The sequence below is a fragment of the Microcoleus sp. K1-B1 genome (assembly GCF_036704705.1).
Taxonomy (GTDB): domain Bacteria; phylum Cyanobacteriota; class Cyanobacteriia; order Cyanobacteriales; family Microcoleaceae; genus Microcoleus.
On sequence record NZ_JAUBSH010000029.1, the window covers coordinates 1 to 19,338 of the forward strand.

Sequence of the window (19,338 nt, forward strand, 5' to 3'; positions counted from 1 at the left end):
AATAGATAGTCTAGATGGAAGCTCATAACGGTAAATGTATTAGTAGGTACATTTTACACCATAAACTCAGGAGAGCCGTTGTTCTTTTAAGAAAATGCGTCAATTCTGCAATGAAAACGCTAGCTAAATGGTCTGTGGGCGACTATCACCGCATGATTGAAGCAGGGATTTTACGCGATCGCCGTGTGGAGTTGCTAGCCGGTGAAGTTTGCCAGATGAGTCCAGAAACCCCAATTCATTACAACACAACCAAACGAGGTACTAAATACCTCGAAGAACTACTCGCAGGTAAAGCTGATGTCCGCTTCAACGGGCCGATTACGCTATCAGACTCTGAACCAGAACCAGATATTGCGATCGTGCGATTGCCGGAGTCTGCTTACAACGATCGTCATCCGGAACCTCAAGATATCTTTTGGATTGTAGAGGTTGCTCAAACTAGCTTGAAGAAGGATTTAGAGTTGAAAGCTGCCATTTATGCATCGGCCGAAATTCAAGAATATTGGGTTTTAAATTTATCTGCTAAGCAAATGATCGTGTTTCGCTATCGTCAGAATGGCGAGTACGCTACAAAGCAAAAGATCGAGGCCGGAACGGTTATAAGTAGGTGTGCAGAATTAATTACACAATATTTCTACTGAAACCCTTGCCTAGCAAGGAGTCTTTATGTAATTAATTTTGTGTGGTTACTTACCGCTGGCATTTCCCGACATTCGCGTATCCGTTGAGAGACTTTTCGGGTGATTGGGATCGATCGCCACAAATTTATACAAAAATAGTTGAGTTTTCAGAACAGTTGTGTTATAGTAGCCTAGATGCGGGAGTATAGCTCAGTTGGTTAGAGCAGGTGACTCTTAATCTCAAGGTCGAAGGTTCAAGTCCTTCTACTCCCATCCCAAATAACATACTACTCACAAGGCTTTGAGACTTTAAACTGTCTCTAGTATGTAGTTTTTTGCCCATTTGGCGCTCAGGATCGCAGTCAACGGCTGTAGCGGTTGGATTACTGTGAGTGTTTGCGTGGTCGGATTTTTAATGTCAATCGACCCGCCCGATCGATAAAAGTGCGATCGCCCAAGCTATTTTTAAACTGAATAACCACAGGAAATGGTGATTAGCTATGATGGCCAATCTCTCGGCGCGCTGCTATGCGGGCGATCGCGATTTAACTGCGATCGCCCATTTAATCAATACTTGCGAAGAAGTCGATCGGCTCGATGAAGGCACTTCCATCTCGGAACTACAACAAGAATTTAACCAACCGTCCCTAGATGTAGCCCGCGATATCCGCCTTTGGGAAGATGCGGAGGGAAAATTAATCGGTTTTGCTCAGTTGTCGGTTTCTGAGCCTGGGGAAGTAATTGACGGTTGGCTGTGGTTTCGCGTTCACCCCGACGCGCGCGGAGGTGATGTGGAAGCAGCCGCGATCGCCTGGGGTGAAGTGCGGATGCGCGAGGTGTCTGCGATGCGGGGCGGGCGCGTGAAGCTGCGAACCTACGCGCGCGCTGAGGATTGCGATCGCATTTCTGTGCTGGCTAGTTGCGGTTTTAAGGCTGATCGCTATTTTTGCCGAATGGCGCGATCGCTCTCTGAACCGATCCCAGAACCGCATTTCCCCGAAGGTTTCGCCCTGCGTCAGTTCCCCGGCGAACAGGATGCGGCAGGTTGGGTAGAAATGTTCAACCAGTCGTTTATCGATCACTGGAATCATCACGATTTAACGGTGGATAAATTTAAGCACGAGTTAGCTAAACCCGATTACAGAAATGATTTAGACTTGATTGCTGTTGCTGATGACGGCACATTTGTCAGTTTTTGTTACTGCGAGATTAGTGTGCAAGAGTGCGATCGTACCGGGCGCAATGAAGGCTGGATTGCTTGTCTCGGCACTCGGCGCGGCTTCCGCAAAATGGGATTGGGACGAGCGATGTTGCTCGCTGGTTTGCATCGACTGAAAGCTGCCGGTGTCGCTACTGCTATTCTCGGCGTCGATGCTGAAAATTCATCAGGTGCGATGGGACTTTACGAGTCTGCTGGGTTCCACAATATTCGCAACAGCATTTCCTATGTTAAGGATGTTTAATCGATATTTTTTGGTGAAACAACCCGGTTTCTGGCTACCCGTGCCTAAGTCCTATCTAATTATGGGCGGGCAGGATGCCCAACCCCTACTCCCCACAATCAAATTCATTCTTTGTGGAACAGGCATCTTGCCTGCTCCTGACAATAGTGCGAGATATCCGATCTAAAAAAACTTTTGCTACCCCCTTGACACCTCTGTAGTATGTATGTAGTATATAAATATGGAAAGCGCAGGACAAGCAAAAACCTGTATTTTTCGTGCAAATTCTGAACCTTGACAACTAAATATTGCTCAAAATTTCAACGAACATCAATTTGAAAGTCTTGTAACATAGACTCGATGGTCATGTTGTTACTTTATACGAGACTGTTCGGTTACAAACTGACTCGGCGCGAGTCAGATGTTGTACGAAATCAGTCTAATTTCAACGAATTTCATGCGGATTCAGAACAGACAAGTTCAGCCAGATTTCAATCAACCAAAAAGGCTGAGGAAATCCGCAAAATCAAACAAGCTTATCATTTAGAACGGCGCTTCTTTCAGTAAAGATTATCAGATTTCGTGAATCTTTACCGATACTGGCAATTTGCTAAGTCTCACAAAAAGCCAAAGTCGAGAGCAGATAAGCTACTAATCCAAAATCCAAAATTGCTCTAGGAGGTATCGGTAATGGTTCACATTCGTTTTGAAGGACGTTCCTACGATCTGGCCGAAGACCAACTGGGTATCGCGGCAGGAATGAGCGACAAGGCTATTAAGGAACGTCTGGCAAATCATTTTGATGTCAAGGGCGATCGCTTCGAGTCTTACGTGCTCGATCGCCGTCCCAGCGGCGATTTAATTGTTCGCCCAGAAGCCGTTTACGGCTAGAAATTCACTTAAAGCACGTATTAGGCAGCGCACCCCAACAAAAGAAGCTTACAAACTGGATACGTTCGACTTAAAATCGAATTGTAGGTTCAATTCCTACTTGCCGCGAGGCTAAAGCTTCTCTGACTTGTGCGCTGCCTTTTATAGCTGAATTTTTTATATCTATCCGGCGCTTAAAAGTTCCACTTCGCGCCCCAACAAAGGAAGCCTACATACTAGCTCTTGATTGGGCATTTCTCTGAAAATAGAAGTCGTAGGTTCTACTCCTGCGTATGAACAACGGCTTTCTTAACTTGCGTGGAGTGACTTTTAATGCTATAAACAGCAAAAATAATTGAGCAATTTAGAATAATCACAAGTCAAAAATTTCTAGTTTAGAGATTATAAAAATTTTGTTCCGCACCCTAACGAGTGAAGCGAATACACACATTTTAATCGATTGGTCGCAGGTTCAAATCCTGCCAGCCCCGTTTAAGGGGCTGTAGCTCAGGGGTAGAGCGATCGGACAGTCAAAACGCTTTGCTAACTTGTGCGGAACATCTCATATTTATAAATATTAGATATAAAAGTGGTGAGGAGAATTAAATTATGAAAAATACAACTCTAATTTACCGATCGCCCAAGGAGATAGACAGTCTGATTCATGCCTTCCAAGAAGGCAGCTTGCCGCGAAGTCAATGGACGCACGAAGCACATTTAACGGTTGCTCTGTGGTATCTGTTGTATGACTCGGAGCAAGAAGCAATCAATGCGATTCGCAATGGGATTCAACGTTACAACTCGGTTCAAGGAATTGAAACCACACAAAACAGCGGGTATCACGAAACGCTAACACTGTTTTGGGTGCGAACTATTCGCCGGTATCTCGCCGATGAAAGCCAAAATCAATCGATCGTACATCTGGCTAACGGTTTGATTAAACAATATGCCGATCGCACTTTACCATTTCGCTACTACACCCAGGATCGCCTGATGTCATGGGAAGCCAGAAATAGCTGGATGGAACCCGATTTGAAGTCACTCGACTCCGAAATAGTCCGCCAGGGATTGAAATCCCTATCTAATAGCTAAAGTCCTCTAAAGAGGACTAAAAATATTTGTTTTTGTTGGTTTTTAATCACAAAAAATACATTTGTAAACACGCATTTCAGTCCTCTTAAGAGGACTTAAGCTTTGAGCCAGGGATTTCAATCCCTGGCGGACTAAGGCGCAAGGTGCAAAATATTAGGTGACACCAATGAATATGAATACAGCAGAACGCGATTTGCGTTTGGAAATGCTCAACAGTCTGCTCACAACTCCGCACCGTCAATTAGAAAAAGTAGCAGAAATTCACAAGTTAATTATCGAATTAGACCCCATTTTTTACGGTCATTTAGCAGTGTGGTATCAGCGTCACGGCGACGTGCGCGATCACAAGGAAGTTTTTGCCGGAAACTTGCTAACTTCGGCGCTGACGGAACACCGAGATGCCGGTTTTATGATGCTGCAAGAGTTCCCTCCCTACGAGGTTTCGCGGATTGTGGACTTTATGAAGCGGCACCAGAATAAGGTGCCCCGCAGCGCGCGCACTGCTGTCACTCGCTATCTGAAATCGCGGGAAAAGAATCCGCAGTTTTTCGATCGCGCCGCCATCCGCAACCGGAAGGCGATGAAGCATTTGTACGCAACGCTGCACGTCAAGCCGAGCGATCGCGCTAACGCTATCCTGTTTAAAGACAAGCCGCCGGAAGACTCTCTGGCATTCGTTTTGAAGCAGTTGGCGAAGGCCGCGACACCTGCGGAACAGGCGAATTTGATTGTTGAGTACAAGATTCCGTATACGATCGCAGTTGGTGCGATCAGACAGCTAACGCCAACAGTTTTGGCCGCGCTGATTAACTCGATGTCGCCGCAGGAAGTCATCAACAATTTGAAATCGATTCAGTCGCGCGGCGCGATGGATCACCCGGAAGTCAAGCAGTTGATTGACTCGAAGCTGGATGAAGCGGCAAAGTGCGATCGGGTTTCTGCTTACAAAGCGAGTGTTGCGGGCGCGGGCGCGAACTTCGACGCAGCAACGGCGGCGAAGCTGGAAGCGGTGACAAACGAACAGGTGAAGAAGCGCGGCAAGATTGCGAAAGCAACTGGTTTGTTGATTGACAAGTCTGGTTCGATGGAAAGTGCGATCGAAGTCGGGAAGCGTCTCGCTGCTTTGATTTCCGGCATTTCCGACGCTGCACTGTTCGTTTATGCCTTTGACACGATGCCGTATCCAGTGCAAGCAAACGGCAGCGAATTGACAGACTGGGAACGCGCTTTCAAGCACATTCGCAGTGGCGGCGGCACAAGTTGCGGTTGCGCGGTGGAAGCAATGCGAATTAAAAAGCAGGTTGTCGAGCAATTCATTCTGGTGACAGATGAAGGCGAAAACGCTGCACCTTATTTTGCAGATGCTTATCAGAATTACTGCCGCAGTTTGGGGGTAAATCCTGATGTTGTGATTGTGCGAGTTGGTTCTTGGTGCCAATATGTCCAGAAGCAATTGAAGGACAAACAAGTATCGGTGGAAACCTTTACGTTTGCCGGGGATTATTACTCGTTGCCGAATTTAGTGCCGATGTTGAGTCGTCCTTCGCGGCTGGAATTGTTGATGGAAATTCTCGACACGTCGCTACCTGTGAGGGATGACAAGTGATATAATTGGGCATGGCTCGTCAGTTAAGCTGGCGGGCAATGCTCACTTTATGGAATAGCTACTGTGCCATACCTGAAAGCAAAACATCTATCAACCCAAGGTAAAAGGTTTAATGAGAGGGTAAAAACTGCTAATCGCAAGTTAATTTATATTGGTGGTGAAATCAGGTTTCAATCCGAGATGGATTTAGAAGATTATATAGATGAGAAATTTGATGAAATATTTCCCTCGCTAATTAAAATCAAAAGACAGCATACTGTAAAAATGCAGCGATGCGATTTATTGTGCTGTACCAAATCCGAAAAGCAGCCGATAATTATTGAGTTGAAAAATGAAGAAGATCGAGGATTAGTTTCCCAGCTCACTCGGTATCGTAAAGCTATTATCACCAACAAATGCTTTGAGGATAAAATTGACTATTCATTACCAGTGAAAATGATAGCAATCGCACCTAGTTTTCACGCTGATAATTACACAGACAAAGAAGCTTCAAAATTTGAAGAAGATTTTTGTTTTTGGGAATTTGCTGTACAAAATCACCATAATTCAGGTCAATTTAAACTATTAAGTCAAATTTATGAAATTTCTTACCCTGTATTTGGGTTGCCAGAAATCTCTCATAATTTAGATCTTAGCAGTTTACCTGCTTTTACTCGCAATTTTGTAGGTAGGCTCCCACCAGACTATCATACAGATTTTCTTAAGTTGCGAACTTTGCTTTTGTCTCAGCCAAAAGTAAAAGAAATGGTTAGTACCACTTACAGAAAAATATTGTATGGAACAGGGGATGGAGTGAATCACAAAAAAGTGGCAGAAATAACTAACACTACTAACGGAATCGTTTTATTTCTTTGGTTGCCAACAGCCGTTAATAAAAATACCAAAACACCGATAACTCGATTTGGATTTGTTTTGAAAAAAGTAGTCAACCCTTTTTCTCCAAATTCTTCTATAGAATGGGTTGTTTGTACCAAAGATACTATCAACTTAAAAGAGCAACCTCAACCTAATACATATTCAGGCATGACTAGGCATGGAATGTTAAAATGGTGTAAACCTAATATGTACTTGACGCAAGCTGCACTAGGTTATAATCATAATACTTTTTTCTTACTTTTGTATCTCCTTAAAGGAATTACTCCACCTATTGATAGCACTACTAGGGAATGGTGGGAAATTTACCAAAAGGAGACAGACTTTAATTTAGGATGGTTCATAGATTTAGCTATCAAAACCTGGAATTATCGTGTCAAGTAGAACTTTTATATACGCAGACATTCAGCAGCAAACGAAAAAAAACCCGCCATCCTTCAGGTGTTAGCATTGTAAATTATTCTCTAATTTGAGCAATAATTTCTTGTAATTCTGGATTAGCGATGGATGAGACTAACTGGGAATCCGCACCAGCCAAAGCAGCGCGTAACTTTTCCGAAGTCAGTGCAGGATATTTCTCTAACACTTGCTGTTGTGTCCATCCCGCAGCAAAGATCCCTAGCAAAAATTCTACAGATAATCGAGTTTCTGGTGCTGCTGGTTGATTTGTTGAAGCTTTCGGGTTTGGATGAAGGAGGTTTCGCCAGTCCATTGTTTTACTTAAACGATTGGGGAAGATTCCGCCGATTATACTGCATTTGGACACAGTAGAAACACGGGCATCGTTGACTGACTTTGTAACAGTGCCACCGTAGGTCATACCATTTTAGATTTTAGATTTTAGATTTTAGATTGGGAATCACTGATGAATTAAGGGTTTGAAGCTTGGCTAGAGTCGCATTTTTTGGGAACTGGTGTCATTTCGCGATTTTGCGATTAAATTGTTATTACGATCGCAGTACAGCACTTTCTTATAGACTAGAGTAATGGGGTAGCGACGGGGCGAGATCCCTTTTTCGTTTTGTCCGTTTCAATACCAAACCGCCTTAGCGTTAGCTTTCGCGATCCGAAGGAAAGCCCTCCCCTACGGGGGCTACGCCAACGAAGAGGATCGCACTAAATCTCAATCCACTGTCTAACGAACTGTGCAACCCACAATACAACTACTTTAACTTCTTAAAACTATGGGAAAAAAGTCGAAAGCCAAAAAATCCCAGGTCAAAAAATCCAGTTTGCTCTGCCAGCGACTCCAAGAAGCTCTCGATCGAGGCAGCAAAGTTTGGATTAAAACAAATAATAGCAGTTTCGGTGGCATCCCGATTAATTTGTTCGGGGAGTTTGCGGAACTTTTGGTGATAGTTCCCCCTAACGAACAGGCGGAAAATATCGATGCTTACGGACAAGTTACGTGGCTGATTCGACTCTCTGATATTATTGCACTTGCTTACCCTACTGAATACTGGTCTAAAGATAGATTAGAAAGTTTGCTGCCACCTGATGCAGTTACTTCCGAAGTAGGAGATTAACTACGTAGGGGTATGAATTGCGTACCCTAATTTTAGCTTAGTTGTATTTGGTATGGTGTGCATTGCACACCATACATTTACTATTTTTTAAGCTGTTTTAGCAGCCAACATATACACCTGTTCCAGCGATTTTTATCAGTTTAATTAGTTGTTGCAAGCAGAAAGCTGCACTTTACAACTGCCGCCCTCTAGTTCGCTGCAACCGGCGAGAGCTTGAGCTTCTGCTGCGGCTTTATCGTCGCCCCAGCCCGCACCGGCTCCTCCTTTGCCTACTGCGATCGCTCCACAATTATTACTATTAGATGTCAGCGCTTCGCAGTCGTTCGCACCTCCGCTTTGTTCATTGCAGACGGCTACTGCTGCGTTTAGTGCTTCTTGCTCTGTAGCATGATCCCAACTAATACCAGTGGCGTCAGAAGTCGGAGAATAAGCAGTAGCTCCATAGCTGTCCTGAGCTTTAGCAACCTGGACTGAGCCAAAAAGAGGGAGTGTCAAAGCTGTGACTACAACCCACTTAGAAAAAAGCTTTTGCAGCATATTTACTTAAGATATTTACAAGGTTAAGTTGCGAGGTTCGCTCAATATTAGATTAGGAGATTTATTTCTGTCAATAGTGTTGAGGAATCTTTATATTTTCTTAAATTAAAAGTGTCTTCGGTAACAAAAAGTAAGATGATGGAGGTCAATTCAGTGGCAGATATCCGCAAAATCCTCAGCCAACTCGCTGCCCAAGAAGGGCAGCTACTCGATACCCAATTCCTGGCTCCCTGCGTGCGCGGGGGAAGCGTGCGGATAAGAGTTAGCTCAATGCTTTATACTTTTCAACCGCAGCCGCGCAAATTTGAAGGATGGGCTATTTTTAGGCCGATTAATGAGAAAATTGCTGCGGTAATTGAGGAGCCGAGTTTGCCGCAAGTGACCGAGTATTTGCAACTGCTCGTATCCGTTCGCTTGCACTTGGCTTACGTGCTGCAAGGGCAAACGTGGCTGGCTTATCCTGTTAACGAATCTGATGCTAAACAGCGCACGGGTGTTGCGAAACCAGTACCAGTGCATTTAGTAACAGAAGGTTCGCAGTTTGAGCCGATTGTTGCGCGCTGGGACGGTCATTGTTTGTGGTTTGAAGAGATTGACAGGCGCGCCGATCCGCTGCCGTCAGAGGAATTGAAAGCAGCTTTGAAAAAGGTGATTTTGCCTCAAGAAGTTCGCTTTAAAGGGATGACGCCGGAAATGCGAACAGTTTACGAATTGGTGTCCCGAAATATTAAAGATTTCGATCCGAAAGTGCGGGAAGAAAAGCGCTTGCAGCGGGCGTTAAAAATGGGCGGCGGTGAATTGCGGGATTTTTTCGATCGCGAAAATTATTGGTTGGTTGAATGGACTAGCGGAACAGGAGAACATCACACTTCTGCGATCGCCAAAAATGACTTGACAGTTATGAGTGCGGGGATTTGTCTCAGCGGATTGGACAAAGACTTCGACTTGCAATCATTGGTTGGAGTCGTCGAAAATCGATAATGGGAATGGGGAATTGGGAATGGGGCATGGGGCATCAAGGAATATCTAATAGTTAGTTGTCAGTTGTCAGTTGTTAGTTGTTAGTTGTTAGTTGAGCCTGGTTTTTATAATGAAAAATAATCAAGAAATAACCAATGCCCAATGCCCAATGCCCATGAGTATATTTTTTCACGAACAACTTTACAGAAGTGCCGCCGTGATGTCGCAGATCAAAAATTTCCCGGTAACGGTTTGCGGGGCGGGCGCTTTGGGTGCGAATATTACAGAAAGTCTGGCGCGATCGGGCTTTTGTCAGTTAAAAGTCATCGATCGCGATCGCATCGAGGAACGCAACCTTTCCACTCAACCCTATTATCGATCGGACATCGGCGCATTCAAAGCCAAAATTCTCGCCAACCACCTCTACCGCGCTTTGGGAGTCAGCATTGACGCGCACTCAAAAGAATTGACACCCGCAAATGCCGATCGGCTGCTAGCCAAAAGCGCCACAGTCATCGATACTTTTGATAACAGTGTCGGGCGACAAGCAGTCAAGGATTACTGTGCGAGTGCCTCCCTTCCCTGCGTGCACGTCGGATTAGCTGCCGATTACTCGGAAATAATTTGGAACCAACACTATCGGGTTCCTTCAGCGGTGAATGATGACGTTTGCGATTACCCGCTGGCGCGAAACTTGGTAATGCTGACAGTTGCAGTTGCCTGCGAAGTAATTGTTACCTTTGCTGCTACCAAACAGCAACAAAATTTAACTTGCACGATCGGAGATTTTGCAGTAAAGCCACTTATATTGTAGAATGTCGGTTGACTGTTGCCAGAAACCCGGTGAATCGAGATTGGATACCCCCATCCCAGAAACCCGGTTTCTCACTCTCAAACAATCGTCAAACTTGCAAAAAACGCTTGAGAAAATTAACAGGGAAAGTATGGCGGGAACACAGACTTTTTATTATTTACTAGCAATTCTCGGTCTATTAGTTCTGACGGGCACAAGTAGAGCCAACTATGCAGCGAGCTCCGCAGTTTGCCACACTGATGATTGCCATCGACCAGTAGTAAGACACCATAAAAGGATTTTAAAATGTGGCTCGAAAGGGCACGATGTGAAGAAACTGCAAAAGTTGTTGAACGCGCGGGGCTTGTCCGCACACCCGATCGTAATTGATGGCGTTTTCGGCCCGACAACCGAAGATGCAGTTAAAAGATTTCAGCGGCAAGCTCATATTCCTGTAGACGGAGTTGTGGGAGGCAAAACTTGGGACAGACTGTTTGCTAGTTTGTAACTTTAAGCACCGGACAACAAAGGTTCCTAAGTCAGTCGATTTTAGATTTTAGATTTTAGATTTTAGATTTACTCGATAACAGATGAATCTGGAAGCTTAAACTCTGTAATCTAATTTTTTTTCTCGACCCTCGATAGCGTCGGAAAGCAAGTACCTGTGTTTGGGTGGAGTCATCTTTGGTAATAATTAATCCTTGGGATTTGTAGTTGCACATCAAGTAGATTTTGTGCAACTACAGATACCTAAATAGCCATCAATAATCAATGGCTAACTAGATTGGTAATGAATGAAATTTTAGATTTTTGGTTTGGTCGATCGCACTCTCCTGAGTTTGGCAAAGTCCACAAGAAATGGTTTGAAAAAGATGCGGATTTTGATGCCCAAGTGCGATCGGGCTTTCTGCAGCAATACGAACTAGCCGCCTCCGGTCAACTCGACTCATGGCAAGATTCCCCCGACAACTGCCTAGCATTAATTATACTGCTCGATCAATTTCCGCGCAATATGTTTCGCGGAACGCCCCAAGCATTCGCCACAGACAGCAAAGCTTTAGCCACCGCCGAATACGCTGTTAATCATAACTTCGATCGCGAATTGCTAACTGTACAAAAATTGTTTATTTATCTCCCTTTTCAACACAGCGAAAACTTAGAAAACCAGCAAAAATCAGTCGAACTATTTCGCCAACTCAGCGGCGAACCTGACAGCGATTCACTCATTGAATACGCGATGCAGCATTTGGAAATAATCCAGCGTTTTGGGAGATTTCCCCACCGCAATCAAATTCTCGGACGCGAAACAACCCCCGAAGAAGCGGAGTTTCTCAAACAACCTGGTTCGGGATTTTAACGCGCGATCGCACAATCTCGATCGTTTTGATATATTGGAGGCTTGTAGAGGCAGTTTTAGGCCGCAATCAGAACCAACAGCAGACAATCTCTCTACAAAATCCGCCCCAACCCAGCGCATCTCAAATTGAATCCTGAAATTAGAAAAGAAGATAAATTCTTGATTCAACAAAAAGTATACGGGGGTGAAGAATTTATCCATCGCCCAATCGTCAGCGGCGATACTGCACCCGATAAATCCGGTTGTTCGCTTCCTCAGTAAACAGCAAACTCCCATCAGGTAAAACCAGCAAACCAACCGGCCTCCCCCAAGTTTTCGGGCCAGACGGATCTGTGAGAAAACCAGTCAGAAAATCCTCATAATAACCTTGAGGGCGTCCGTTCGCCGCATTAAAAGGTACAAACACGATTTTATAACCAGTTCCAGCGTTCCGGTTCCAACTGCCGCGAAACGCCACAAATGCCCCGTTCAGGAATCTTTTGGGAAACGTTTTCCCGTCGTAAAACTGAAGTCCCAAAGCCGCCGAGTGCGCCTGAAACAGCACGTCTGGCATTAATGTTTTAGCCGCTAAATCAGGTCGATCGCTATTGCCATTTCTGGCGTGGCGCGGGTCGAGCAAATTCGGCTTAAAATAAGTGTAAGGCCAGCCGTAAAACTCGCCTTGACGAATTCTGGTCAAGTAATCCGGTACCAAATCATCTCCCAAACCGTCGCGTTCGTTGACTGTGGTGTACAGTTGATTGGTTTTTGGGTGAAAATCCAATCCCACCGGATTTCGCAAACCGGAAGCAAAAATTTGCTGGTTCTTGCCGTCCAAATTCATCACTTGAACAGATGCCCTCGGCAGGGGTTCGACATCGGCATTAGACTGCGATCCAACTGAGACGAAAAGCTTGCTCTTGTCGGGGGAAACCACAACATTTCGCGTCCAGTGTTGGTTGTAGCCACCGCCCGGTAAATCGGCAATTTTTTGACCAGTACCAGTTAATTGTTCCTGCCCTTTTGTGTAGGGAAATCGGCGGACTTCAGCGGTATTTCCGAGGAAAAAATAGCGATCGGCAAAACCCATGCCAAAGGGAATATTTAACCCGTTTTGGGCACTGGCAAAAGTCTTGCGAACCTCAGCAACCCCATCGCCGTTGGCATCTCGCAACAGTGTAATCCGATTTTGCCTGGTTTCTGTTACCAAAACATCACCTGTCGGCGTCAAAGCCAGCCATCGGGGAGCGTCTAAATTGTCAGCAAAAACGTTGACGACAAAGCCAGGAGGCACTCGCAGCACTGGCGATGCGGGAATCGGTATTACTTGAGGAGGTTTTGAGGCGCTTTCGCTGGCTCCTGGCTGTGGCAAAGTAGTTGCAACAATGCGGATTGGCTGCGGCGACAGCGGTTTGGTCGGTACAATTTGATTTGTCCCAACATTTGCCTGCGGTGCACGGGAGGGAATTTGCGACAGGGGGTCGTTGTCGCCCACAGCCGGGGCGATCGCATCTGTAGCTCGATCGCACGCAATCATCGGCAACAGCAGAATTAGCAGCAAGAAACGCAGGTAATACATAGCAGCGATTTCTCCACAATTGCTGGACAATTCTATTATTCTAACTGCTATTAAACAGCTAAGCCACCGCCGGCGCGGTGGCTTAATTCCATTTACTGATACCAGTTGTACAAAACAATGCAACTGTAGACCTGTGATCCAAACCTTGAGCTTGATCAGTCAATCGATTTTAGATTTGAGATTGTAGAATTTAGATTGAAGAAAGCGACCCCACTGATAACTCCGGGGGCCCCGGCTCAAATTGCTTGATTGTCATTGCCAATTTTCAATCGAAAATCTCAAATCTCAAATCTAAAATCGTATAACCTAGGTCTACCAAAGTCCTCTCACAGGAGCCGGACGGGGAGCCGGAGCCGGAATTGGACGGGGAGCCGGAATCGGAGCCGGAGCTGGAGCCGGACGAGGAGCCGGACGCGGTGGCGGTTCTGGAGCCGGACGCGGTGCAGGTGCTGGGGTTGCGGGACGAGCAACCGGTGTGGCTACAACCTTATAATCGGGGATCACCGCGATATTTTGGATCTGAGATCCGGCGACGGTGGCTCTGACTTTCATTCCCGGTACTAAGCCAATAATTCTCAGGACGCATCTTTGAACCCTGAGAGTCCTGTACGGCGCGCTTTCTTCGCGAATAGTTACTACATCGCCGACAATACTTTTGACAAAACCGACAATGGTTGTAGAGTTTGCTGTTGTGGTGGTCTGCGTTTGGGCTATTTGAGTTGCAGGGTTAGCCATCGCAGGATTTACTGAGACCGCCGAAATTACCACCGACAGTGTTGCACCTGTCAATAATTTGATGTTCTGAAGACGCATTGAAACCTCACATTAACTGCTATTCAGGGTCGGGTTTGCTTCCGCTGCACGAAAGTCCCAACTTCTATACCTAATCCAGTTTAATCCCCAGAGTAGGAAATTTATGACAATCTCAAAAAAAGATTATCGAACAAGTATTGAAAGACTAAATTTTACATCATAAGTTCCCGATTTACAACAAGTTCAGCGGTTTGCATCTCTAGAGTGTTGCCGTGATATATTGAGTTTATTCGATCGACCGTTGCAGTTTTTTTCCGCCCACCTAACTGTTGCTGGGGGCAACTCTACCCAAAGACAGATTGTGCTTGCCGGATACAGCAGCGCCATAGTTTGAATACTCGATCGCCAGTCGGCCATTGCTAAAAAATCAAATTAGTCGGAGGTCAAATTTAATCATTTTCTGGCAATATTTACGCATAAACCGGGTTTTCTCACGACATTCTATTGCGTAACTCCACTGAGCCACTTATAAAAACCTTGTGGTTTTAGTATTATTGCCTAAGCTTTGTGTTGAGTTACAAGTTACCAGTGGTGGAATTTCAACTAAAAACTGTGTAGCGCAGTTGCCGTCAAAAAGCCATCTCAAAATTTTGCTCATCGGGTGCGGTTGGCGGATAATTAGGTAGGAACTTTGTAGGAAATGCTGGTGAGGAGTTTAGCGAACAAAACAATGGTGAAGAGCAAATTGTTGTTTAACAAGTTAATTGTACTGAGCTTGAGTGCAGCCGCGCTGTCGGTCGGCCTACAGCAGCAGGCGACTGCCGAATTGGTGGCTAATTCAAGTAATAGTGCGATCGCAGCGCAGCGGCCCACATCCGAGACACAATTGCCGAATCTCGGAACCCCAGAACTACCACCCTTGGGAGAACCATTTCGTTATATTCCCCAGGAACCAAAGCCTCCAGTAAATCCTATTGAGGAAGTGCGTTTAGTCCTGAAATTGCGAGAACGCCGCGTCTATGTTTACCGACAAAATAAGGTGCAAACCAGTTTCCCGGTTGCTGTGGGAAAAGGCGGCTGGGAAACTCCTACTGGCAATTTTAAAGTTATGCAAATGATCAAAGATCCTGTTTGGCAAAATCCTTGGACAGGAGAACTTATTCCTGCTGGGCCAGACAATCCATTAGGGAGTAGGTGGATGGGATTTTGGACGGATGGCAAGAATGTGATTGGTTTTCATGGTACTCCGAATCCAGAGTCGATCGGGGGGGCGGCTTCTCACGGTTGTGTCAGAATGTTTGACAAAGACGCACAGGCTTTATTTGAGAAAGTCGCAGTTGGCACACCGGTGATAGTTGAGCATTAGTTATTTGGAGGTTGGGGTGCATAAAAACAAATGAACAGGCAAGATGCCTGTTCCACAAAGACTTAAATTTGGTTGTGGGCTGGGCATCATGCCCGCCCCTGAAAGACTTATTGATAATGCAGCTATTGGGTGAGTTAAAACTTACATTTTGCACCCCTCTCAGCAACAGGCTTTTCGGCCTGTTCCACAAAGAGTTAAATAGATTGCTGATATTTTTCCAGCAACTCCGGGATGTAATCGTAGCCATCAACACCGATCGCCGGAATGATATTCGCTCGACTTTTAGCCAAAGCTTGTTTAAAAGATTCAGCCCCCATTTGACCCCGCAAAATAGTCAACAAGCCAGCCGATTGACGCCACTCCATCGCACCAATTTGCTCCAAAGTATACATCCCCAAACTGCCCGCAAATATCGCTTTTTCTAGTGAGTTGATTCTGTAATAAGCTTGAGCCAAGTAAGCCAAATTCAGACCTTGCAAATATAAATCCCCTGAGAATTGAGCCGCTTGCCAACCTTTGAGCAAATATTCGATCGCACCTTCAGCATTTTCCAGGGCGATTTTAGCAATACCAAGACTGCTGGAACAAAAAGCTTGACTTTGGCGATCGCCCAATTTTTCCGATAGCAACAAACCTTGTTCCAAATAACCGATCGCACTCTCGTAAACCTCCGGTTCCACCTCCTCCAACTGCCGCGCTTGAAACACTTCACTGTAACCCAAATTAGCCAGAGCATTTGCCTCGCCTTGTCGCTCTCCCGCTTGTCGTGCCATAATTAAAGCCCGCTGGCTGTAATTAATCGCTTCCTGATAATTTTTTTGAGCAACATAGTTGCGGCTGATGTGATTGAGATTGGCAACTTCGCAAGCTTTGTCTCCTTCGGTACGGGCAATTTCCAGCGCTTGTTTGTGCAGCAAGAGCGATCGCTCGTAGGCCCCAGCCGCCTGCATCGAATAACCCAAAAGCGTCAGAATCCGAGCTTTCGCTTGAGTGCCTTCAACTCGCCGCAGCGGTTCATCTAAATAATCCAAAGTATGCCGCAGAGCTTTACCATCAAACGAAGCAAAAATTCCCCCGTAAAGCGGAAAATATTCTCGCTGAGAAAAAGCGCGCAAAATTTGCAAAGTTACTTGAAAACAAGCATTTGCCAACTGCTCTCCGCTCTTGGTAGAATTATTAAACCCACTAGCTAGCTGACTCCAAATTACCGCAAAAGTAATGTAAGTAGAAATTGAAGCTTTTGTTGACACTTTGGAATCGTAAACTTGCTTGTCAAACCATGTCGCCAACGCCCGCTGCAAGCACTGCAAAATAATCGCCACTTCCACCAATATGCCTAAATCTAAACTCGATTGCTGGGCTGCGAATTGAACTAGAGATTCACCGAGCGCAATAGTATTCAAAAGAGCATGGGGAAAGGGACTGTTAACTTTTTTGGCCCAAAAAGCCCAAGGCCCATTTTGTTCTGGACTACCAGCAAATCCTAGCTGCTGCGGCTGATAAATCCAGCCCACAAGTTCCGGTTCCAAACGCTGCCAAGATTCTAAACCTTTAGCGATGCCGGCGGTGATTTGCTGCAAATCTTGTTCGGTTTCGGGATTGGCAGTTTGCAGCATTTGTTGGTGCAGAGATTTTGCCAATTGCTGCAATTGAGCCAGAGTCAGCGGATGTTCTTTATTCGGATCGATTACTTGCAATAATGCCAAGAGGCGGGCGTTAGATTCGGCACTAACTATTTGTTGGATTGAGGAGGCAATTGCGCGATCGACGCGGTTATCTTTCTGCCAGCGTTCCCATTCTCCTTGGATGGTTTTGAGAGCTCTGAGGCTGCGATTTGCCTTTGCTTGTTTGATTTCGTCTTTTTCATTTCTGAGTTGATTTTCGGCGGCATCAAGGCGTTCGCCGAAACAGCGTTCAAAGATTTCGCCAGTACCGGTACTAATGTCTTGCACCAGCATTTGATAAACTTGTTCTTTGGAGCGAATTTGACCTTTGAGGGTGATTTCGACAATTTTGTCGATTAGGGCTAGGTAGCGATCGCGCAATGAAGTAGATTCTGGCATAATTTATTTTTAGTTAATAAGTTTTTATTGACACCGCAGACAGTATTTTGCGCTGCTACTTAATTTTACAGCTCATCTGGATTAATGCCCATTGCTCTGAGGCGATCGGCTAATCGGTTTGCTCGCTGACTTTCTAATTCAGCTCGCTGACTTTCTAATTCGGCTCGCTGACTTTCTAATTCAGCTCGCTGCCTTTCAAACTCCTCTGGAGTCAGAACCCAATCGCCACTGACATCGTACCAACGCAGCCACAATCTCGAACAACCTTGATAACAACCTTCCCACAAACCTATACCTAATTCTAATTCCGGTATCCAGAATCGCGGCTCGGTTAAAACTTGTTCGCGGTAACGATTGCCAATCAAATGAAATACTCTCAGTTGATTGTTGTACCGACTGAAAACAAAGTAGTAAGGAATCTCCAAAATCTGTTCGTAAACTCGCCACTTAGTAGGGGGTTTATTTCGTGCTTCTTCTGTGATTCCTAAATCCTCCTCTTCAGTTCCAGGTGACAGCAGTTCCACTACTACCAGAGGACTGACATTTTCTTGCCACATCACGTAGCTGAGGCGCAATTCGTCACCTCGATAAAATCTCGGAGCCCCCAATACGACAAACCAATCAGGTCTTTTGTACCAATTGAGATGGCTAGAATCGTAGTAGAGATTGAGGTCTGTCGCTATAAATATTTGTTCTGGTGGATGGTTGGCGGGGCGGCAGGTTAAACGCAGCAGTTCGGGTTGAAACTCGTGGAATTCGTCAGGCAAACCGGGTTCCTCCGGGTCTTCACTGGGTAAATCATACATCGTAGGGAGGACTTTTGTTTGCGAAGGCTGCGAATCCGGTACGTACATCGTCATAAGATTACCCAGGCGAGACGGCTTGAGGAGATTGAAGCGGTACGGCAATTGTAATATTATAGCGGTTTTCCGTTGAATCAGCTAGATGCCTAGTAATTAATAATGGGTAATTGGTAATCAGTAAAGGATTTTAAAGCAGGAGGCTATTTATTAAAATACAAATGTGAGGCATAATTGTATTGCAGATTTTATCTAGTTTTTTGTGATTTTAGAAACGGTTCCCCTCTCCCAAAGCAATTCCATCTTAGAAGCACAAGGATTAACCCGTCGCTTTGGCGGTTTAATTGCTGTAAACAACGTATCTTTTACAGTTGAAAAACACGAAATTTTTGGATTAATCGGGCCTAACGGCGCAGGCAAGACAACTCTATTTAATCTCATGACTGGACTGATACCTGCTTCTAGTGGCAACCTGATTTATCACAATGAAAATATTTCCCAATTGAAGCCTTATCAAATTGCTAATAAAGGTATAGCCCGAACATTTCAAAATATTCGGTTGTTTGGGGAACTTTCTGCTGTGGAAAATGTGGCGATCGCCCGACACATCCACAGTCGATCGGGCAATCCAGCTTTATCGCTGCTGGCGGGGATTTTCGGCTTGCCAGCGTCTAACGCAATGGAACGCAAAACCCAGCGAAAAGCCTTAGAATTGTTGGATTTAGTCGGATTGGGCGATCGCGCGGGCGAACAAGCGAAAAACTTGCCCTACGGCGACCAGAGGCGCTTAGAAATTGCCCGCGCTTTAGCCTTAGAACCGCAAATACTCTTGTTAGATGAACCGGCTGCGGGGATGAATCCCAATGAAAAGCACAAATTAAGCGAATTTATCCGCGAAGTGCGCCAACAATTCAATTTAACTGTAATATTGATCGAGCATCATGTACCGCTCGTTATGGGATTGTGCGATCGCATTGCTGTCTTGCATTTCGGTCAGCTTATTGCTTTGGGAGAACCTGCTGTTGTGAGGAATGACCCGGCGGTAATTGAGGCTTATTTGGGAGATGAAACTTAGAAATTCTAAATGTTCCCCGGCTGGGGCGGGGAAGCGATATCTACAGG

19 protein-coding genes and 1 tRNA gene are annotated in these 19,338 nt (G+C 45.4%); 14 read left to right on the top strand and 6 right to left on the bottom strand.

Annotated elements, in window-relative coordinates; translation table 11 throughout:
• Window positions 1–110: 110 nt before the first annotated feature.
• From QUA83_RS13075 to QUA83_RS13105, 7 genes are all read left to right on the top strand, one after another.
• Window positions 111–641, top strand: coding sequence for a Uma2 family endonuclease (locus tag QUA83_RS13075; RefSeq protein ID WP_333293564.1), 531 nt, complete (start codon window positions 111–113; stop codon window positions 639–641).
• 178 nt (window positions 642–819) lie between these two features.
• Window positions 820–893 (top strand) — tRNA-Lys (locus QUA83_RS13080).
• Window positions 894–1,120: 227 nt separating this feature from the next.
• Window positions 1,121–2,083 (top strand): GNAT family N-acetyltransferase, encoded by a 963-nt coding sequence (locus tag QUA83_RS13085; RefSeq protein ID WP_333293565.1) that lies wholly within the window; start codon window positions 1,121–1,123, stop codon window positions 2,081–2,083.
• 669 nt (window positions 2,084–2,752) lie between these two features.
• Window positions 2,753–2,953, top strand: coding sequence for a hypothetical protein (locus QUA83_RS13090; protein WP_333209070.1), 201 nt, complete (start codon window positions 2,753–2,755; stop codon window positions 2,951–2,953).
• Window positions 2,954–3,541: 588 nt separating this feature from the next.
• A complete protein-coding gene (locus tag QUA83_RS13095; RefSeq protein WP_333293566.1) occupies window positions 3,542–4,024 on the top strand; it encodes a hypothetical protein in 483 nt (160 codons plus the stop codon).
• 166 nt (window positions 4,025–4,190) lie between these two features.
• Window positions 4,191–5,630: a hypothetical protein gene (locus tag QUA83_RS13100; RefSeq protein WP_333293616.1), complete on the top strand. Its 1,440-nt coding sequence runs from the start codon at window positions 4,191–4,193 to the stop codon at window positions 5,628–5,630.
• Window positions 5,631–5,693: 63 nt separating this feature from the next.
• Window positions 5,694–6,887: a hypothetical protein gene (locus QUA83_RS13105; RefSeq protein WP_333053567.1), complete on the top strand. Its 1,194-nt coding sequence runs from the start codon at window positions 5,694–5,696 to the stop codon at window positions 6,885–6,887.
• Between the two features lie 73 nt (window positions 6,888–6,960).
• Here the strand turns inward: QUA83_RS13105 and QUA83_RS13110 are convergent, their stop codons facing one another.
• Window positions 6,961–7,215 carry a DUF433 domain-containing protein gene (locus tag QUA83_RS13110; RefSeq protein WP_333053568.1) on the bottom strand — a complete coding sequence of 85 codons (255 nt, stop codon included), beginning with the start codon at window positions 7,213–7,215 and terminating at the stop codon, window positions 6,961–6,963.
• A 472-nt stretch (window positions 7,216–7,687) separates the two neighbouring features.
• Here QUA83_RS13110 and QUA83_RS13115 point away from each other — a divergent pair, with 472 nt between their 5' ends.
• Entirely contained in the window at window positions 7,688–8,029 is a 342-nt protein-coding gene (locus QUA83_RS13115; RefSeq protein WP_015174354.1) for a hypothetical protein, read from the top strand.
• Window positions 8,030–8,173: 144 nt separating this feature from the next.
• On the opposite strand, the gene QUA83_RS13120 is transcribed toward QUA83_RS13115, so the two are convergent.
• Window positions 8,174–8,566 carry a DUF4189 domain-containing protein gene (locus QUA83_RS13120; RefSeq protein WP_333293567.1) on the bottom strand — a complete coding sequence of 131 codons (393 nt, stop codon included), beginning with the start codon at window positions 8,564–8,566 and terminating at the stop codon, window positions 8,174–8,176.
• Between the two features lie 135 nt (window positions 8,567–8,701).
• Between QUA83_RS13120 and QUA83_RS13125 the strand changes: the two genes are divergently transcribed.
• From QUA83_RS13125 to QUA83_RS13140, 4 genes are all read left to right on the top strand, one after another.
• Window positions 8,702–9,547, top strand: a complete 846-nt coding sequence (locus QUA83_RS13125; RefSeq protein ID WP_333293568.1) for a hypothetical protein — start codon at window positions 8,702–8,704, stop codon at window positions 9,545–9,547.
• Window positions 9,548–9,701: 154 nt separating this feature from the next.
• Window positions 9,702–10,340: a ThiF family adenylyltransferase gene (locus QUA83_RS13130; protein WP_333293569.1), complete on the top strand. Its 639-nt coding sequence runs from the start codon at window positions 9,702–9,704 to the stop codon at window positions 10,338–10,340.
• A gap of 130 nt (window positions 10,341–10,470) precedes the next feature.
• Entirely contained in the window at window positions 10,471–10,827 is a 357-nt protein-coding gene (locus tag QUA83_RS13135) for a peptidoglycan-binding domain-containing protein (RefSeq protein WP_333293570.1), read from the top strand.
• Window positions 10,828–11,109: 282 nt separating this feature from the next.
• Window positions 11,110–11,676, top strand: coding sequence for a DUF924 family protein (locus tag QUA83_RS13140; RefSeq protein WP_333293571.1), 567 nt, complete (start codon window positions 11,110–11,112; stop codon window positions 11,674–11,676).
• Window positions 11,677–11,887: 211 nt separating this feature from the next.
• On the opposite strand, the gene QUA83_RS13145 is transcribed toward QUA83_RS13140, so the two are convergent.
• On the bottom strand, window positions 11,888–13,234 hold the full coding sequence (locus QUA83_RS13145; RefSeq protein WP_333293572.1) for a PQQ-dependent sugar dehydrogenase: 1,347 nt from the start codon (window positions 13,232–13,234) through the stop codon (window positions 11,888–11,890).
• 312 nt (window positions 13,235–13,546) lie between these two features.
• The gene (locus tag QUA83_RS13150; RefSeq protein WP_333293573.1) at window positions 13,547–14,047 is read right to left on the bottom strand and encodes an autotransporter; all 501 of its coding nucleotides are present in this window, start codon (window positions 14,045–14,047) and stop codon (window positions 13,547–13,549) included.
• 670 nt (window positions 14,048–14,717) lie between these two features.
• Between QUA83_RS13150 and QUA83_RS13155 the strand changes: the two genes are divergently transcribed.
• On the top strand, window positions 14,718–15,353 hold the full coding sequence (locus QUA83_RS13155) for a L,D-transpeptidase (protein ID WP_333293574.1): 636 nt from the start codon (window positions 14,718–14,720) through the stop codon (window positions 15,351–15,353).
• Window positions 15,354–15,547: 194 nt separating this feature from the next.
• Here the strand turns inward: QUA83_RS13155 and QUA83_RS13160 are convergent, their stop codons facing one another.
• Both QUA83_RS13160 and QUA83_RS13165 read right to left on the bottom strand, forming a co-directional pair.
• The gene (locus tag QUA83_RS13160) at window positions 15,548–17,416 is read right to left on the bottom strand and encodes a tetratricopeptide repeat protein (protein ID WP_333293575.1); all 1,869 of its coding nucleotides are present in this window, start codon (window positions 17,414–17,416) and stop codon (window positions 15,548–15,550) included.
• Window positions 17,417–17,481: 65 nt separating this feature from the next.
• Window positions 17,482–18,276 (bottom strand): Uma2 family endonuclease, encoded by a 795-nt coding sequence (locus QUA83_RS13165; RefSeq protein ID WP_333293576.1) that lies wholly within the window; start codon window positions 18,274–18,276, stop codon window positions 17,482–17,484.
• A gap of 202 nt (window positions 18,277–18,478) precedes the next feature.
• Between QUA83_RS13165 and QUA83_RS13170 the strand changes: the two genes are divergently transcribed.
• Entirely contained in the window at window positions 18,479–19,291 is an 813-nt protein-coding gene (locus QUA83_RS13170; RefSeq protein WP_333293577.1) for an ABC transporter ATP-binding protein, read from the top strand.
• Window positions 19,292–19,338: the final 47 nt, after the last annotated feature.

Coding starts and splice junctions, on each gene's coding strand:
- QUA83_RS13120 (WP_333293567.1), bottom strand. CDS start 8,566: ATGCTGCAAAAGCTTTTTTCTAAGTGGGTTGTAGTCACAGCTTTGACA.
- QUA83_RS13085 (WP_333293565.1), top strand. CDS start 1,121: ATGATGGCCAATCTCTCGGCGCGCTGCTATGCGGGCGATCGCGATTTA.
- QUA83_RS13130 (WP_333293569.1), top strand. CDS start 9,702: ATGAGTATATTTTTTCACGAACAACTTTACAGAAGTGCCGCCGTGATG.
- QUA83_RS13155 (WP_333293574.1), top strand. CDS start 14,718: ATGGTGAAGAGCAAATTGTTGTTTAACAAGTTAATTGTACTGAGCTTG.
- QUA83_RS13100 (WP_333293616.1), top strand. CDS start 4,191: ATGAATATGAATACAGCAGAACGCGATTTGCGTTTGGAAATGCTCAAC.
- QUA83_RS13135 (WP_333293570.1), top strand. CDS start 10,471: ATGGCGGGAACACAGACTTTTTATTATTTACTAGCAATTCTCGGTCTA.
- QUA83_RS13095 (WP_333293566.1), top strand. CDS start 3,542: ATGAAAAATACAACTCTAATTTACCGATCGCCCAAGGAGATAGACAGT.
- QUA83_RS13140 (WP_333293571.1), top strand. CDS start 11,110: ATGAATGAAATTTTAGATTTTTGGTTTGGTCGATCGCACTCTCCTGAG.
- QUA83_RS13110 (WP_333053568.1), bottom strand. CDS start 7,215: ATGGACTGGCGAAACCTCCTTCATCCAAACCCGAAAGCTTCAACAAAT.
- QUA83_RS13115 (WP_015174354.1), top strand. CDS start 7,688: ATGGGAAAAAAGTCGAAAGCCAAAAAATCCCAGGTCAAAAAATCCAGT.
- QUA83_RS13160 (WP_333293575.1), bottom strand. CDS start 17,416: ATGCCAGAATCTACTTCATTGCGCGATCGCTACCTAGCCCTAATCGAC.
- QUA83_RS13150 (WP_333293573.1), bottom strand. CDS start 14,047: ATGCGTCTTCAGAACATCAAATTATTGACAGGTGCAACACTGTCGGTG.
- QUA83_RS13165 (WP_333293576.1), bottom strand. CDS start 18,276: ATGACGATGTACGTACCGGATTCGCAGCCTTCGCAAACAAAAGTCCTC.
- QUA83_RS13090 (WP_333209070.1), top strand. CDS start 2,753: ATGGTTCACATTCGTTTTGAAGGACGTTCCTACGATCTGGCCGAAGAC.
- QUA83_RS13075 (WP_333293564.1), top strand. CDS start 111: ATGAAAACGCTAGCTAAATGGTCTGTGGGCGACTATCACCGCATGATT.
- QUA83_RS13125 (WP_333293568.1), top strand. CDS start 8,702: ATGATGGAGGTCAATTCAGTGGCAGATATCCGCAAAATCCTCAGCCAA.
- QUA83_RS13145 (WP_333293572.1), bottom strand. CDS start 13,234: ATGTATTACCTGCGTTTCTTGCTGCTAATTCTGCTGTTGCCGATGATT.